Source organism: Streptomyces sp. SudanB52_2052 (assembly GCF_964272415.1).
Lineage (GTDB): Bacteria > Actinomycetota > Actinomycetes > Streptomycetales > Streptomycetaceae > Streptomyces > Streptomyces olindensis.
The window spans coordinates 3,146,162-3,161,820 of the sequence record NZ_OZ186796.1; the positions used below are offsets into that span (position 1 = coordinate 3,146,162).

Annotated in this window: 10 protein-coding genes; 3 read left to right on the top strand and 7 right to left on the bottom strand. The window is 72.9% G+C overall.

Going from position 1 to position 15,659, the window contains the following annotated elements; genetic code table 11:
* Positions 1–59 precede the first annotated feature (59 nt).
* The 3 genes from ACSUPV_RS13700 to ACSUPV_RS13710 all read left to right on the top strand — a co-directional run bounded on the left by ACSUPV_RS13700 (position 60) and on the right by ACSUPV_RS13710 (position 6,040).
* Complete coding sequence (locus ACSUPV_RS13700; RefSeq protein WP_037766314.1) at positions 60–2,792, top strand: lysylphosphatidylglycerol synthase domain-containing protein; 2,733 nt, start codon at positions 60–62, stop codon at positions 2,790–2,792.
* A gap of 98 nt (positions 2,793–2,890) precedes the next feature.
* A complete protein-coding gene (locus ACSUPV_RS13705) occupies positions 2,891–4,435 on the top strand; it encodes an alpha/beta hydrolase (protein ID WP_436947563.1) in 1,545 nt (514 codons plus the stop codon).
* Positions 4,436–4,570: 135 nt separating this feature from the next.
* Complete coding sequence (locus ACSUPV_RS13710) at positions 4,571–6,040, top strand: alpha/beta fold hydrolase (RefSeq protein WP_382614031.1); 1,470 nt, start codon at positions 4,571–4,573, stop codon at positions 6,038–6,040.
* Between the two features lie 71 nt (positions 6,041–6,111).
* On the opposite strand, the gene moeZ is transcribed toward ACSUPV_RS13710, so the two are convergent.
* The 7 genes from moeZ to ACSUPV_RS13745 all read right to left on the bottom strand — a co-directional run bounded on the left by moeZ (position 6,112) and on the right by ACSUPV_RS13745 (position 15,619).
* Positions 6,112–7,290, bottom strand: coding sequence for an adenylyltransferase/sulfurtransferase MoeZ (gene moeZ, locus ACSUPV_RS13715; protein WP_031114325.1), 1,179 nt, complete (start codon positions 7,288–7,290; stop codon positions 6,112–6,114).
* A gap of 63 nt (positions 7,291–7,353) precedes the next feature.
* Positions 7,354–8,103 (bottom strand): spherulation-specific family 4 protein, encoded by a 750-nt coding sequence (locus ACSUPV_RS13720; RefSeq protein ID WP_436947564.1) that lies wholly within the window; start codon positions 8,101–8,103, stop codon positions 7,354–7,356.
* Positions 8,091–9,050, bottom strand: coding sequence for an NAD-dependent epimerase/dehydratase family protein (locus ACSUPV_RS13725; protein WP_037766309.1), 960 nt, complete (start codon positions 9,048–9,050; stop codon positions 8,091–8,093). The genes ACSUPV_RS13720 and ACSUPV_RS13725 overlap by 13 nt, the downstream gene beginning before the upstream one ends.
* Positions 9,051–9,167: 117 nt before the next feature.
* Positions 9,168–10,682, bottom strand: a complete 1,515-nt coding sequence (locus ACSUPV_RS13730; protein ID WP_436947565.1) for a hypothetical protein — start codon at positions 10,680–10,682, stop codon at positions 9,168–9,170.
* Entirely contained in the window at positions 10,679–12,475 is a 1,797-nt protein-coding gene (locus ACSUPV_RS13735; RefSeq protein ID WP_382614025.1) for a DUF3492 domain-containing protein, read from the bottom strand. Before ACSUPV_RS13735 ends, ACSUPV_RS13730 begins: the two co-directional genes overlap by 4 nt.
* 223 nt (positions 12,476–12,698) lie before the next feature.
* Positions 12,699–13,985 (bottom strand): DUF3152 domain-containing protein, encoded by a 1,287-nt coding sequence (locus tag ACSUPV_RS13740; protein ID WP_436947566.1) that lies wholly within the window; start codon positions 13,983–13,985, stop codon positions 12,699–12,701.
* Positions 13,986–14,464: 479 nt separating this feature from the next.
* Positions 14,465–15,619, bottom strand: coding sequence for an alpha/beta fold hydrolase (locus ACSUPV_RS13745; protein ID WP_436947567.1), 1,155 nt, complete (start codon positions 15,617–15,619; stop codon positions 14,465–14,467).
* Positions 15,620–15,659 lie beyond the last annotated feature (40 nt).

A 15,659-nucleotide genomic window follows, 5' to 3' on the forward strand; every position in this document is an offset into this window, starting at 1 on the left:
GGTGCGGCATGCCACCATCGTGCGGGCGGTGACCGGTGATACGAGACCAAGAAGAGACGATGAAGCAACAGGGTGCGCACCCCGAGGACCCGGAGGGCACCTCTGACGCTTCGTCGCGCCCGGGCACTCCGGACGACGGCCCGAAGGCGGCCGGGAAGCAGACCCGGACGGACGCCGAGGAGACCGACACCGCGTACATCGACGAGGTGGAGGGCGACGAACCGCTGCTCCCCGCGCGCGTGCACCGCCCGTCCGACCTGATGCGTCTCCTGGTGGGCGTGCTCGCCGTCGTGGTGCTGATCGGGATCGCCGCGTTCGCGCACGGCACCACCTCGGGCCTCGAACAGGACATCAACAAGGGCACCGGGCAGGCGCCCGACCTGCTCATCAAGATCGCGGGTCTGGCCTCCAGCATCGCGATCCTGCTGGTGCCGGTCGCCTTCGCGATCGAGCGGTTGATCAAACGGGACGGGCTCAGGATCGCCGACGGTGTGCTCGCGGCCGTCCTGGCGCACGGAGTGACGCTTGCCACAGACCTGTGGGTCGCCCGGGCCGCCCCGGACTCCATCCAGGAGGCGCTCACCCAGCCCTCCCCCGGCGACATCCACGCGCTGACCGATCCCGTGCACGGCTATCTGGCCCCCGTCATCGCGTACATGACGGCCGTCGGCATGTCGCGCAGGCCGAGATGGCGCGCGGTGCTGTGGGTCGTGCTGCTCCTCGACGCCTTCTCGATGCTCGTCACGGGGTACACGACACCGTTCTCGATCATCCTCACCGTGCTGATCGGCTGGACCGTGGCCTACGGCACGCTGTACGCGGTCGGCTCGCCGAACGTCCGGCCCACCGGGCAGACGCTGATGGCCGGCTTGCGGACCGTCGGCTTCCGCCCCGTCAGCGCCTCGCGCGAGGACACCCCGGACCACCACCCGGACACCGGGGACCGGGGCCGCCGCTACTTCGTCACGCTCGAGGACGGCCCCCCGCTGGACGTGACCGTCGTCGACCGGGAGCAGCAGGCCCAGGGCTTCTTCTACCGCGCCTGGCGGAACCTGACCCTGCGCGGCTTCGCCACCCGCAGCAGCCTCCAGTCGCTGCGCCAGGCCCTGGAGCAGGAGGCGCTGCTGGCGTACGCGGCCATCGCGGCCGGCGCCAACGCGCCCAAGCTGATCGCCACCTCCGAGCTCGGCCCCGACGCCGTGATGCTCGTCTACGAGCACAGCGGCGGCCGCACCCTCGACTCACTGTCGGACGAGGAGATCACCGACGACCTGCTGCGCGACACCTGGCACCAGGTGAAGGCGCTGCAGTCCCGGCGTATCGCGCACCGCAGGCTGGTGGGCGACGCGATTCTGGTGGATCGTTCCGGCACGGTGATCCTCACCGACCTGCGCGTCGGCGAGATCGCGGCCGGTGACCTGCTGCTGCGCATGGACACCTCCCAGCTGCTCGTCACCCTCGGCCTCCGGGTGGGCGCCGAGCGGGCGGTGGCCTCCGCGGTGAGCGTGCTCGGCCCGGACGCCGTGGCGGACTGCCTGCCGATGCTCCAGCCCATCGCGCTCAGCCGCTCCACGCGCGCGACGCTGCGCAGACTGGCCCGGGAGCGGGCCCAGCGCGAGCGCGACGCGGTCCTGGAGGCGTCCCGGCAGACCAAGCAGGCGCGCCTGGAGGAGTCCTCCGACGAGGCCGTGCCCGTCCTGGAGAAGCCCGACAAGAAGGCCGTACGGGCGGAGCAGCGGGCCGAGAAGCGGGCCATCGACGAGGCCCTGGAGGAGGCGCGCGAGGAGGATCTGCTGACGCAGATCCGGCACGAGGTGCTGCGCATCAGGCCACAGGCACCGGTCGAGCCGGCCCGGCTGGAGCGGGTGCGGCCGCGCACGCTGATCAGTTTCATGGCGGGCGCGATCGGCGCGTACTTCCTGCTGACGCAGCTCACGCACATCGAGTTCGGGCCGCTCATCGCGAACGCCGAGTGGGGCTGGGTCGCGGCGGCCGTGCTGTTCTCGATGTGCAGCTACTTCGCGGCGGCGATGGCACTGCTGGGGTTCGTGCCCGAGCGGGTGCCGTTCCTGCGGACCGTGGCGGCGCAGGTCGCCGGGTCCTTCGTGAAGATCGTCGCCCCGGCGGCGGTGGGCGGAGTCGCCCTCAACACGCGCTTCCTGCAGCGCGCGGGAGTGCGGCCGGGACTGGCGGTGGCGAGTGTGGGCGCGTCGCAGCTGTTCGGGCTCGGCTGCCACATCCTGATGCTGCTGTCCTTCGGCTATCTGACCGGCACGGAGAAGACGCCGTCGCTGTCGCCGTCCCGGACGGTCATCGCCGGCCTGCTGACGGTGGCCGTGCTCGTGCTCGTGGTGACCTCCGTGCCGTTCCTGCGGAAGTTCGTCGTCACGCGCGTGCGGTCGCTGTTCGCGGGTGTCGTGCCGCGCATGCTGGACGTGCTCCAGCGGCCGCAGAAGCTGGTCACCGGCATCGGCGGCATGCTGCTGCTGACCGCCTGCTTCGTGATGTGCCTGGACGCGTCGATCCGCGCGTTCGGCGACGAGTCCACCTCGATCAGCATCGCCAGCGTCGCCGTCGTCTTCCTCGCGGGCAACGCCCTCGGGTCCGCGGCACCGACCCCGGGCGGTGTGGGCGCGGTCGAGGCGACCCTGACGGTCGGTCTGATCGCCGTCGGGCTCCCCAAGGAGGTCGCGGCACCGGCGGTCCTGCTGTTCCGGCTGCTGACGCTGTGGCTGCCCGTACTGCCGGGCTGGCTGGCCTTCAACCACCTCACCCGCAAGCAAGCACTCTGACACGGACGCGCGACGCGCCCTTCGGCACCACCGGTACCTCCTCCCTCGTACGGCACGCGTCCCGCGCGCCCGGCACCGCGCCGCCGCAGGATGGAACCATGCCGACCCGCCTCCGGCTGCGCGCCGCCGCCCTGACCGCCACCGCCGTGCTGCTGTCGACCGCACTGGCGAGCTGCGGGGACGACGGCACCAAGGACGAGGACCTCACGCGGCAGGAGCTGGACTGGGAGGCCTGCCCCGCCCCCTCCGACGCGCAGGGCGGAGGCGCTCCGCCCTCGCCACTGCCGGACGGCGGCGAGTGGCAGTGCGCCACGATGAAGGCGCCCCTCGACTGGGACGACCCCAAGGGGGGCACCATCGACCTCGCACTGATCCGGGCCAGGGCCGGCGACACGAGCCGGCGCATCGGCTCGCTCATCTTCAACTTCGGCGGCCCCGGCGGCTCGGGCGTCACGTCGCTGCCCTCCTTCGCGGAGGACTACGAGACCCTGCGCACCCGCTACGACCTGGTCAGCTTCGACCCCCGCGGAGTCGGGCGCAGCGCCCCCGTGATCTGTGAGAACGACCAGCAGCTCGACGCGTACTTCCAGCAGGACGCCACGCCAGACGACGCCGCCGAGCGCACCGAACTCCTGGACAACACCAAGGAGTTCAACGAGGCCTGCGAGCAGAACTCGAAGAAGATGCTGCCCCACGTGCGCACCACCGACGCGGCCCGGGACCTGGACCTGATGCGCCAGGTCCTCGGCGACGGCAAGCTGCACTACTTCGGCATCTCCTACGGCACCGAACTCGGCGGCGTCTACGCCCACCTGTTCCCGAAGCGGGTCGGCCGCGCCGTGTTCGACGCCGTCGTCGACCCCACGCAGAACGCCGAACAGGGCTCGCTCGGGCAGGCGAAGGGCTTCCAGCGCGCGCTCGACAACTTCGCCCAGGACTGCGTGTCCAAGGCCGAGGAGTGCCCCATCGGCACGAGCGTCCAGGACGTGAAGAACCGTATCGCCCGGCTGTTGGAGGATCTCGACAGCCGTCCCATCCCGGGCGTCTTCCCCCGCGAACTGACCCAGACCGCGGCGACCAGCGGCATCGCACAGGCGCTGTACTCGCAGGACTTCTGGGAGTACCTCACCCAGGGCCTGCAGCAGGCGTACGCCGGTGACGGCAGCATCCTGTTGCTGCTGTCCGACTCGATGAACGGACGCGAGGAGAACGGCGAGTACAGCAACCTCGCCGCCGCCAACACCGCCATCAACTGCGCGGACGACAAGCCCCGCTACGACACGGCCTTCGTCGAGCGGAAGCTGCCCGAGTTCCGGGCGGCGTCCGACCTGTTCGGCGACTACCTGGCCTGGGGCATGATCAGCTGCACCGACTGGGCGGTGCCGGGCGCCGCCGACCACCCGGACGTGAGCGCGCCGGGCTCGGCGCCGATCCTGGTCGTCGGCAACACCGGCGACCCCGCCACCCCGTACGAGGGCGCGCGGAAGATGGTGGACGCGCTGGGCGAGGGCGTCGGGGTCGAGCTGACGTACCAGGGGCAGGGGCACGGCGCCTACGACAGCGAGAACAAGTGCGTGCGGGGCGCCGTGAACGGCTATCTGCTGGACGGCAAGGTGCCGCGGGCGGGGACCGTCTGCACCTGATCCTGTCCCGGACCTCGCAAACGCGCAGGTCAGAAGGTTATCCACAGGCTGGAACGGCCGACGCGGGATCTGCCTACCATGGCCTGACCGCCATCCGCGGCACGGAGCGGACGGCCTGCGAGGGGGGATGGGCACATGACGCGCTTCGTACGGTGGACCGCTCTGGCGGTCGCCTCGGCGCTGCTGGCGGCGGGCTGCGGCGACAGCTCGTCCGACGACGACAAGGGCGGGCTGTCCTGGGGCCGCTGCAAAGCCACGGCCGACGCGCCGGCGCCGAGCAGCGAATGGCAGTGCGCGACGCTCAAGGTGCCGCTGGACTGGTCCGAGCCGGACGGCGAGACGATCGGCCTGGCGCTGATCCGCGCCAAGGCCCGCGGCGACGACCGCGCGGGCTCGCTCCTGTTCAACTTCGGCGGCCCCGGAGCCTCGGGCATGTCCATGATGCCGTCGTACGCCCCGACGGTCTCCCAGCTCCGCGAGCGGTACGACCTGGTGAGCTGGGATCCACGCGGGGTGGGCGCCAGCGAGGGCGTGCGCTGCCGCGGTGACAAGGAGATCCAGGCGGCGGAATCGGTGGACGTCTCCCCGGACACCCCCGCCGAGGAGCAGGCCTACTTCGCGGACGCCGCCGACTTCGCCAAGGGCTGCCAGAAGGACGCCGGGAAGCTGCTGGCGCACGTGTCGACCGCCGACTCGGCCCGCGACATGGACCGCATCCGGCAAGCCCTCGGCGACGACAGGATGAACTACTTCGGCATCTCCTACGGCACCGAACTGGGCGGCACCTACGCCCACTTGTTCCCGAAGAAGGTCGGGCGGATGACGCTCGACGCAGTCGTCGACCCCGGCGCCGACACCGTGGGGCACGCCCAGAACCAGGCCAGGGGCTTCCAGCGCGCGCTGAACGGCTACCTCGAGTCCACCGGCCAGGACCCGGCCGAGGGTTCGCGGAAGATCGCGGACCTGCTGCGACGGATCGACGCCCGGCCGCTGCCGACGGCCACGCCCGGGCGGAAGCTGACCCAGACGCTCGCGGTCACGGGCATCATCCTCCCGCTGTACAGCAAGGACAGCTGGCCGACGCTGACCAGCGCCCTCGACGCGGCGGAGCGGGGAGACGGCTCGGAGCTGCTGGCCCTGGCCGACGGCTACAACGAACGCGACCCGTCGGGCCGCTACGGCACGACGACGCACTCCCAGCGGGTCATATCGTGCCTGGACGACCGGCAGCGGCCGACCGCGGCGGAGACGAAGAAGCTGCTGCCTCGGTTCGAGGAGATCTCCCCGGTCTTCGGGACGTTCCTCGGCTGGGACACGGCCGGCTGGTGCCACGACTGGCCGGTGCCCGGGCAGCACGAGACCCCGGAGGTGAGCGCGGCGGGCGCGGCACCGATCCTGGTGGTCGGCAACACCGGCGACCCGGCCACCCCGTACGAGGGCGCGCGGAGGATGGCCGACGAGCTGGGCAGGGGCGTCGGCGTGATGCTCACCTGGCGGGGCCAGGGACATGGTGCCTACGGCAGCGGGAGCGACTGCGTCGACTCCACGGTGAACGCGTATCTGCTGGACGGCTCGGTGCCGAAGGACGGCAAGGTCTGCTCATGACGACGGCGGGGGCTCCGGGCGCCCGTGGTGCGCGAAGTCCCCGCCGCTCGGTAAGGCAGACCGGATACGGCTCAGTAGACCGGCTTGTCCGGCTCGATCTGGTTGACCCAGCCGATCACGCCGCCGCCGACGTGGACGGCGTCCGAGAAGCCCGCGGACTTCAGCACCGCGAGGACTTCCGCACTACGCACACCCGTCTTGCAATGCAAGACGATCTTCTTGTCCTGCGGGAGGCTCTCCAGGGCGGTGCCCATGAGGAACTCGTTCTTCGGGATCAGCCGGGCGCCCGGGATGGAGACGATCTCGTACTCGTTCGGCTCGCGGACGTCGATGATGTCGATGCTCTCGCCGTCGTCGATCCACTCCTTGAGCTGCTTGGGAGTGATCGTGGAGTCGGCGGCCGCCGCCTGGGCCTCTTCGGAGACGACGCCGCAGAAGGCCTCGTAGTCGATGAGCTCGGTGACGGTCGGGTTCTCGCCGCAGACCGCGCAGTTCGGGTCCTTGCGGACCTTGACCTGGCGGTACTGCATCTCCAGGGCGTCGTAGATCATCAGGCGGCCGACCAGCGGCTCACCGATGCCGGCGAGGAGCTTGATGGCCTCGTTGACCTGGATGGAGCCGATGGACGCGCACAGCACGCCCAGGACGCCGCCCTCGGCGCAGGAGGGGACCATGCCGGGGGGCGGGGGCTCCGGGTACAGGCAGCGGTAGCAGGGACCGTGCTCGGACCAGAACACGGACGCCTGGCCGTCGAAGCGGTAGATCGAACCCCACACGTACGGCTTGTTCAGCAGCACGCAGGCGTCGTTGACCAGGTAGCGGGTCGCGAAGTTGTCCGTGCCGTCGACGATCAGGTCGTACTGGCTGAAGATGTCCATCACGTTGTCGGCCTCGAGCCGCTCCTCGTGAAGGACCACGTTCACGTACGGGTTGATGCCCTTGACGCTGTCGCGGGCGGACTCGGCCTTCGGGCGGCCGATGTCGGCCTGGCTGTGGATGATCTGACGCTGCAGGTTCGACTCGTCGACCTCGTCGAACTCCACGATGCCGAGGGTGCCGACGCCCGCGGCGGCCAGGTACATCAGCGCCGGCGAGCCCAGGCCGCCGGCGCCCACACAGAGCACCTTGGCGTTCTTCAGCCGCTTCTGCCCGTCCATCCCGACGTCGGGGATGATCAGGTGGCGGGAGTACCTGCGAACCTCGTCTACGGTGAGCTCGGCAGCCGGCTCGACCAGGGGTGGCAACGACACGGGGACTCCGTTGGTCGGTCAATCACTACGGTTGTTCTCCCCGTAACAGTGCCATGTGCTTTTTCATTCCGAGACACCTGTTCCGACAAGCGAGACGATGTCGTCCCAGTAGCCGGGCATGGACTCCCAGGGGTCGGTGTCGCCCCCGCAGTCCGTGTGGTCGGTGAACCAGATCGTCGCGGCGCCCTGCCAGCGGGCGATGCGCAGGGCCTCGTCCAGATGGGCGCGGGGCACGCCGTGGACGAAGTGGCAGAAGCGCTCGGGCGGATGGTCGGCGGTCCACTCCGCCACCTGCGACCAGCGGTAGTCGCTCCAGGGTCCGGAGAAGGTGACCAGCTGGTCGGCGAGCTCGGCGTAGCCGGGATTCGGGTGGATGCCGTGGCCGAGGACGATGTGGGCATCGTCACGGATCACGCGGAGCGTGGCGACCGTGCGGCGGACCTCGGGCAGCCCGGCGTGGTCCGCCGGGCAGCGGTCCAGGAGGAAGCCGTCGACCTGGTACCAGTCGACGTACCGGTGGGCGTCCGCGACCAGTTCCCCGAAGACCCGGGAACCGTGCCGGGTGTCGAGCAGGCCGAGGACGCGGACGCCCGCGTTGCGCAGGCGGCCGGCCGCCTCCAGGCAGTGCGGGTCGGGGCGGGTTCCGGGGCCGTCGGCCACGTTGAGGACCACCCAGTGCAGCGGGGTGCCGGGACGGGTCAGTTCGCCCCACTCGGCGGGGGCGAGGAGGGGGTGGGCATAGCCGGGGACACCGACGCCGGGGCGCAGCTCGGTGCTGGAGGTGCGCAGTCGGGTGCTGGTCAGATGCGGCATGCCGCCTCCATCCAGATGTCCGCGAGGGACTCCTCGAGGCCGATCCGGGGGCGCCAGCCGAGCCGGTCGCGCGCGGTGCGCACGTCGGCCTGCTGCCAGCTGCCGCAGCCGTCCGGGTACGGGTACGCGACCGGGTGCGCGTGGTCCGAGTCGGGCCGGGGGTGGCCGATGGCCGGGCGCAGGGCGCCGGGTGGGCCGTCGAGCTCGTGGAGGGCGCCGCCGTACCCGGCGACCCGGGCGAGGACCGCGGCGGCGTCGCGCAGACGTACGGCACGGCCGGAGCCGATGTTGATGACGCCCTGCGCGGCGGAGAGCGAGGCGGCGTGCACGGCGCGGGCCACGTCGCGGACGTCGACGAAGTCGCGCTGCGCGCCGAGGCCGCCGAGTTTCAGCTCGCCGTCGCCGGACTGCATCGCGCGGCGCATGGCCTCGGCGAGACGGCCCAGCGGGGAGCCGGCGGGGGTGCCGGGCCCGGCCGGGGAGAAGACGCGCAGGACGACGGCGTCCAGGCCGGAGCCGAGGACCAGCTCGGTGGCGGCGAGTTTACTGACGCCGTACGGTCCGCCGGGCCGGGGCACGGCGTCCTCGGCCGTGGAGGAGCCGGGCTGGCTCGGGCCGTACTCCGCGCTGCACCCGATCTGCACCAGGCGGGCGCCGCAGCCGCTGCGCCGCAGGGCCTCGCAGACGGTGGCCACGGCGACGGTGTTGTGCCGGGTGAGTTCGCGGGCGCCGCCGCGGGTGGCGCCCGCGCAGTTGACGACGACACCGGGGTGGACCGCGTCGAGGAAGCGGGTGAGGGCGCCGGGGCTGCCGGAGGCGAGGTCGAAGCGGACGTCGGCGTCGTCGCCGCGGCCGAGGGCGGTGAGCTGCACGGCGGGGTCGGCGAGCAGACGGTCGGCGACGAAGCGCCCGATGTAGCCGTTGGCTCCGATCAGCAGGACTCTCATCGCGCGGCTCCCGGGGTGGCGGTGGCTCCGGCGTGGGTGGTCATGCGGGTTCTCCTCGATGCGGGAAGGAAGGGGTGGGACGGGTGCCTTCGACGGCACCGCCGGTGCCTGCGATGGTCACCGTGCGGGCTCCGGCGGTGCGTGGGCCGAGGCGCGGGTCAGCTTGCGGGTCGCGTGGATCAGGAGGGCCAGGGCCGCGGCTCCGCAGGCGAGGGTGGGGACGCCGCCGGCGCCCAAGGTGGTGACGAGGGTTTCGACGGGGGTGGCCAGGAAGCCGCAGCCGGGGAGGCGGGAGGTGAAGACCGCGGCGAGGGCGGCAGCCTGGACGGTGGCCGTGGCGGTGAGGACCACGGCCGGGGCGTAGGTGAAGCCGTGGGTGGTGAGGAGGCGGGCCAGGAAGAGGAGGGCGCCCAGGGTGAGGACCTCCGCGTAGGCCGCGGGCTCGTCGAGGGCCACTGCGCAGAGGACGAGCAGGGCTGCCAGGGCAGCCAGGAACAGGGCGAACGCGCCGAGCAGGAGCGGGCGTACGGCGGCGGCGAAGTCGTCCAGGCCGCGGCTGGCGGCGAGTCTGCGACGGGCGCGTCCTTTGAAGAGGTGGGTGATCCAGGCCGCTGGCGCGCAGGCCAGGGCGAGGGCCAGTACGGGGGCGGTGGTCACGGGCCAGGGGCCGTCGGCCGTGCCGGTGGGCAGGGCGTCGGGGCCTCCGGCGACGGCGCTGAGGAGCAGTCCGTCGCCCAGGAGGGAGTAGCCGATGAGCCAGGCGGTCCACGTGGTGGTTCTGCCGGAGGTGGTGCGGTCGGCCGCGCTCAGGGGGCCTCGGCGCAGAGCCGCGTGGAGGGCCAGGGCGACGGTGAGGGCGCCGGCGGCGGCCGCGAACAGGCGCGTCCGGCCGTCGGTGAGGCGGACGGCCCACACGGCGGCTGCGCACAGCGCGCCCGGGAGCAGCGTCAGGAGGGCCCAGTCGGCGCGTGCCCGTGGGGCGCGGGGTGGGGTGGGCGGGGGTGTGTCACCGTCTCGGGAGGCCCGTGCGTACATCTCCTCGGCGAGGGAGAAGACGTCCCGGTGGCGGAAGCGGGCGGCGGTCCGGTCGGTGATGCCGTGTGCTTCCAGCCCCGCGGCGATCTCCAGGGGATCCACGGCGCGTTCGCAGAGGTCCCGGTGACGGTGGATCAGTGCCTTCACGGGGTCGGCGGCGCCACGGCGCGGGGCGGCGGCCTTGCGGTCGGTACCCGTCTCCCGCGCGGACGGCTCGCGGCCGGTGACCGTTTCCGACTTCGCGGACGGCTCGCGGCCGGTGACCGCTTCCGGCTTCGCGGATGGCTGGCGGCCGATGACCGCTTCCCATTCCGCGGGCGACTCGCCGTCGGTGGCTGCCTCACGGTTCTCGGGCCGCTCGCCGCTGATGGCTGGGTCACGGTTCTCGGGCCGCTCGCCGCCGGTGGCTGCCTCACGGTTCTCCGGCCGCTCGCCGCCGGTGGCTGCCGCGGGGTTCGCGGACTGCTCGCTGCCGGCCGCCGTCTCCGGGGCGGGCGGGATCGCGCTCGCGGGGGACAGGGGCTCCGCCGAGCGGGCGTCCCACGCCCCGGGGCTGGTCGGGGTTCCGGGCCGGTCCAGTTCGCCCAGGTCGTTCATCGTGCTCCCTCCGGGGCGGGGACGGGAGTGGTGGCCCGTACGGGCGGTTCCGTCGCCCAGCCGGGGCCGCCGCGGGCGACGAGGCGGGGGGACGGCGACGGGTCGGCCCAGCGGACCTGGAGGTGGGCCTCGGCCGGGACCGCGAAGGGAAGTGGTGCTCCCGCTTCGTCGAGGACGACACGGCGGATCGGCGCACGCGAGACGATCTCCAGGTAGATGCCGTGAAATGCCTCGATGTTCTGCTCGACCGTGAACAGTTCGAGGGCGCGGGCACGAGCGGCGGCACCCAGGCGGGCAATGCGCTCGGGGTCGCGCAGCAGCGTCACGCACGCCTCGGCGAGCGCCCGCGGGTTGCGCGGCGGTACGACCAGGCCCGTGCCGCCGATGACCTCCGTGACGGCCCCGACGTCGGTGGACACCGTCGCGCGCCCGCAGAGCATGGCCTCGACGAGGCTGATCGGGAAGCCCTCGACGACGCTGGACAGGACGGTCACGGCGCCCGAGGCGTAGGCGTCGGCGGCGGCCGGGAGTTCCGGTCCGCCGATCTCCTCGAAGGACACCGGGTTGTCGCCGGCGGCGTGCGGGCCCTCGGCCTCGTCGGGGAAGAGCTGGGCGGCCAGTGTCCTGCAGTGGCCGAGATAGGCCGCGCCCTCGGCGCCGGCGGGGGCTCCGACGATGCGCAGGCGCGTCCTCGGCTGCCGCTTGCGGACCTCCGCGAAGGCGTGCAGCAGCGAGACCAGGTCCTTGGCGGGCTCGACGCGGCCGACCCAGACGAGGGTGTCCGGGTCCGCGCAGTCCGGGGACTCGCCGACCTCCGCGAAGGGCCGGGCGTCCATGCCGGGGTGGACCGTGCGGAGCTTCCCGCGGTCGGCTCCGCAGCGCTGCTGCCAGCGGCGGGCGTGCGTGTTGCCGGCGGTGACGATCTCGGCCCGTGCGTACGCCTCGGCCGCGAGTCTGCCGTGGAAGGCGGCGAGGAGGGACCGTACGGCGGGTGGGGCGTCGGGAGCGGTGAGGTAGTGCGTGCGCAGGCGCACGCCGTACTCGGTCACCAGCAGGGGCACGCCGGTGAAATGGCGGGCCAGCAGACCCGGCAGGACGGCCGTTCCGCCGGACGCGGCGTGGCAGAGGTCGACCGCCCCGAGGCCGTTGTCCTCGTACCAGTCGAGGGAGAGGGGGCGCAGAGCGCGTTCCAGGTACCCGGCCACGGCGAGCAGATCCGGGACGCGCGCCTCGCGTGCCGCGCGGTGGGCGCCGGGCGCACGACAGGCGCGTTCCAGGGTGCGGACGGCGGCCTCGGAGCGGAGCGCTCCCGCCAGGCCATCCTCGTCCCGGGCGAGTTCGGCGAGCCCGTACAGAGCGTTGGCGAAACGGTCCGCCTCAGGGGTCGACGTCCCCCCGGAAACCGACACGCCTCCGGACGCGCCACCGGAACCCGGCGCTCGACCGGCGGCCGGCACCTCACCGGAGCCTGTCGAACCGCCCAGGCCCGACGAGCCACCCGGCGCCCCGCACAGCACGGCGGTCAGTTCCCCGAAGCACTCCGTGAAGCGCCGGCGCGCACGGCGGCCCAGTGCCACGTCGTCGTCCTCGGCCGTCCACAGGGACGCGGTGCGCACCCTGCGGACGTTCGGCGGCAACGGGACCCAGCCCTCGTCCTCCTGGTCCTGGCTGCGGCTGAGCGCGTAGACGTCGAACTCGTGCTGGGCGAGCCCGCGCACCAGCCGGTCGCACCAGAGCCTGGCGTCACCGCCCACGTACGGATAGCCACCCTCCGTAAGCAGTCCGATGCGCACGAGTGCACCCCCGATCTCCCGTATGGGGAGCCGCCGTTGCCCGGCGGCTCGCAGCGGGACGAACGTATGCGGACAAGGCGGTGGTGCGGCGGACGGTTGTCCGTCGCACCACCAAAAGGGGTGAACGGTCGTAACTTTCCCGTGCGGCCCGCGTTCCGTCGCGCTAGGAGATCAAGCGGACACGGATGGTCATGTGGTCATGCCGGGGAGGGCGGAACGCCCGTCAGCTCGCGGGATACGGCCACGGGTTGGCGCGGCAGCGGATGCCGTCGTGATCGAGGAACTTGGTCTGCTGCTGCATGACCGGGGCGAGGTCGCCGTCCTTGTCGCAGGTGACGTGGCCGTGGCCGAGACGGTGTCCGACCTCGTGGTTGATCAGCATCTGCCGGTAGGCGTGGATCTGGTCGCCGTACGTCTCCGAGCCCTGCGCCCACCGGTAAGCGTTGATCATCACGCGCTCGGTCGCGGCCGAGTCGCAGGAGACGTTGTCCACGGTGGTGTCCAGGCCGGACTTGGCGCACCAGTCGGCGGTCGTTCCGGGGCTGGCGAGGGTGATGACGAAGTCGGGCTTGCCGGTGTAGATGCGCTCGAAGGCGTACGCCCCGTTGTGCGCCCAACTGCGCTGGTCGTTGAGCGTCTTCTGCACGGCCTCGGCGAAGAGCTCGCCGTCGAGCCCGAGCCCCTGTTCCACGTCCACGCGGTAGGTGAGCTTCTGCCCCGCGCGCGGCGCCTTGGCGATGCCGGGAACGGCGTCGAACCTCCCGGAGCCCTTCAGCGTGGCGGCGAGCGGGTAGGTCCTGGCCATCTTCTCGTCGTACGTCAGGGGTGTCGCGGTGGGCCCGGGGGCGGGCGCCGCACGGTTGTCCGCGCGGGACGCGGAGTCCCGGATGTCGCGGGCCTGGTCGGTGGCGGACTGCGACTGCACGTCGGCACCGCCGGCGTCGTCGGCGACCTGGCCGGCGACGACGACGGCCAGCACGGTGGTGACGGCGGCGGCCGCGATGCCGGTGAAGGTACGGCTCTTGGCGCCCTTGCCCGGCGCGGGCGTGCCGGTGGGCCCCGCGTCGTCGTGGTCGCCGAAGCGGGGGTCGGACGATGTGCCGGCGCTCCAGTCCGTGACGGAGGCGTAGGCGTCCGCCGCGTGCGCGGAGGCGGGCGTACGGGGAGCGAAGACGTCGTCCTCCTCGTCGAAGGCGTCGAGATACTCCTGCCGCGGGCCGGGCCCGGTCGCCCGGCGCTGCCGCGGTATGGGAGCACCGCCCCCGCCGTTCCCCCTCAACTCGCCCCAGCCGCCCCCGGCTTCCCGCTGCTCCGGATGACCTCCCCGGGCATGGGGAAAGCCGTGCGCGGGGGTGCCGTCGGGCAACCGCGGAACACCCTGCGCCGGAGTGCCGTCCGGCAATCGGGGAAAACCCCGCGCGGGACTGCCGTCAGGCAGCCGCGGAACGCCTCGCGCGGGAGTCCCGTCAGGCAGCCGCGGAACCCCCTGTACCGGCGTCCCGTCAGGCATCCGCGGAACGCCACGCGCCGGCGTCCCGTCGGAGAAGCGCGGCACCCCGCGCGCGGGCGTGCCGTCCGGCAGCCAGCCGTCCGGCAGGCGCGGCACCCCGTGCGGCGGCGTCCCTGCCACAGGCGCCGGACGCGACCCTGATACTGGACGCGGGCCTGATACCGGACGCGGGCCTGACGAGGGATGTGTTCCTGGTCCGGACTGCGGCCCCGGTGCCGGACGGGGACCCGGCACGCGGCGGGGCCCCGCGCCCGGCGGCGGCCAACCACCCTGCCCGGCGCCGGGCGGCACCGGCCGGCCACCCCGGCTCGCGTCCGGCGGCTGCCCCTGCCCTTGCCCCTGACCCCGACCCTGGGCTTGCCCCTGACCCGGCCTCGGCCCCTGCGCCTGCCCGGCGCGGCCGTCCCGTACTGCGGTTGTGTCCGCGGTGTCGCCCTTGGCGACGGGCCCACGGCGGCTGTGGCGTCCCACGTCGCGCCTCAGCCCCCCATGCTCTCGTCGGTACCTTCTCCGTCGGCGTCGTCGTCCGCGCCAGCGCCCGGCTCGCGCGCACCCGTGGCGACCGACTTCCGCCCGTGCACCGCGCCGGAGTCGCGCTCGTCCCCGATGTCCGGCCGAACCTCATCCGACTCGGCACGCCCCACTCCGGTCCGGGCCCGCCGCGCCCGACGCTCGCCCAACTCCCCCGCACCCTCGAGGAGTTCGCGGAACGCCAGGGCGACCGTCTCCGGGTACTCCATCATGGCCACGTGTCCCGCGTCCGGCAATGTCACCAACCGCGAGTCGCGGAAGGCCCGGGCCGCCTTCTGGGCCATGCGGAAGCCGACGAGCTGGTCACGGCCGCCGTAGACGAGAAGGGTCGGCGCGAGGACGCGCTCGGCCTGGCGCCACAGGCCCTGCTGGCCGCCCAGCGTGTACGCGTTGACGATCCCGCGCGCGGAGCGCGCCATCGCGTCCCAGAAGTACGGCAGCCGCAGCCGCCGCTCCATCTCCTGCACGGCGTTGCGGAATCCTTCCGGCGTCACCCGCCCGGGGTCCCCGTAGCAGAGCGCCATGACGCCGCGGACGCGCTGCTCCGCCGTCCACGTCCTGGTGAGCCGGGTGAAGAGGGGCGCGACACCGGGCACCGCCAGCAGCCCCGTGGGCACGGCGGAGCGCTGCACGCGGATTTCCGGCAGGGCAGGTGACACGAGCGTGAGCGTACGGACGAGATCGGGCCGGACCGCCGCGACACGGGTGGTGATGGCGCCGCCGAGCGAGTTCCCGAACAGGTGGACGGGGCCGCGCCCGGAGGCGTCGAGGTACCGGATGACCGCGCGCGCGTGCCCCGTGACGGAGTAATCGCCGTCGTCCGGAGGCGGGGAGTCGCCGAAGCCCGGCAGGTCGACGGCCTCACTGTCGACGACGTCGTCCAGCAGCGGCATCAGAGCCGACCAGTTCTGCGAGGAGCCTCCGAGCCCGTGCACGTACAGCGCGGGAGGCAGCCCCTCGCGCGCGGGAGGCCTCGATCGCACCGTCAGCGTGACCCCGGGCAGCTCGACCGACCTGAGCCGCTCGCCCTCGGCGACCCTGACGGCCCCCACCTTCGGCAGCACATTGGCGGGCGGCACGAACGGCAGCTCGGTCGAAGACATGCGGCAATGTTACGAGACGATCACGCAGTGGCTCATGTGT

What these genes read in the sequence shown, in the direction of transcription:
- ACSUPV_RS13700 (WP_037766314.1), top strand. Translation starts at nt 60, where the DNA reads ATGAAGCAACAGGGTGCGCACCCCGAGGACCCGGAGGGCACCTCTGAC.
- ACSUPV_RS13730 (WP_436947565.1), bottom strand. Translation starts at nt 10,682, where the DNA reads ATGAACGACCTGGGCGAACTGGACCGGCCCGGAACCCCGACCAGCCCC.
- ACSUPV_RS13720 (WP_436947564.1), bottom strand. Translation starts at nt 8,103, where the DNA reads ATGCCGCATCTGACCAGCACCCGACTGCGCACCTCCAGCACCGAGCTG.
- ACSUPV_RS13745 (WP_436947567.1), bottom strand. Translation starts at nt 15,619, where the DNA reads ATGTCTTCGACCGAGCTGCCGTTCGTGCCGCCCGCCAATGTGCTGCCG.
- ACSUPV_RS13725 (WP_037766309.1), bottom strand. Translation starts at nt 9,050, where the DNA reads ATGAGAGTCCTGCTGATCGGAGCCAACGGCTACATCGGGCGCTTCGTC.
- ACSUPV_RS13710 (WP_382614031.1), top strand. Translation starts at nt 4,571, where the DNA reads ATGACGCGCTTCGTACGGTGGACCGCTCTGGCGGTCGCCTCGGCGCTG.
- ACSUPV_RS13705 (WP_436947563.1), top strand. Translation starts at nt 2,891, where the DNA reads ATGCCGACCCGCCTCCGGCTGCGCGCCGCCGCCCTGACCGCCACCGCC.
- ACSUPV_RS13740 (WP_436947566.1), bottom strand. Translation starts at nt 13,985, where the DNA reads ATGCCTGACGGGACGCCGGTACAGGGGGTTCCGCGGCTGCCTGACGGG.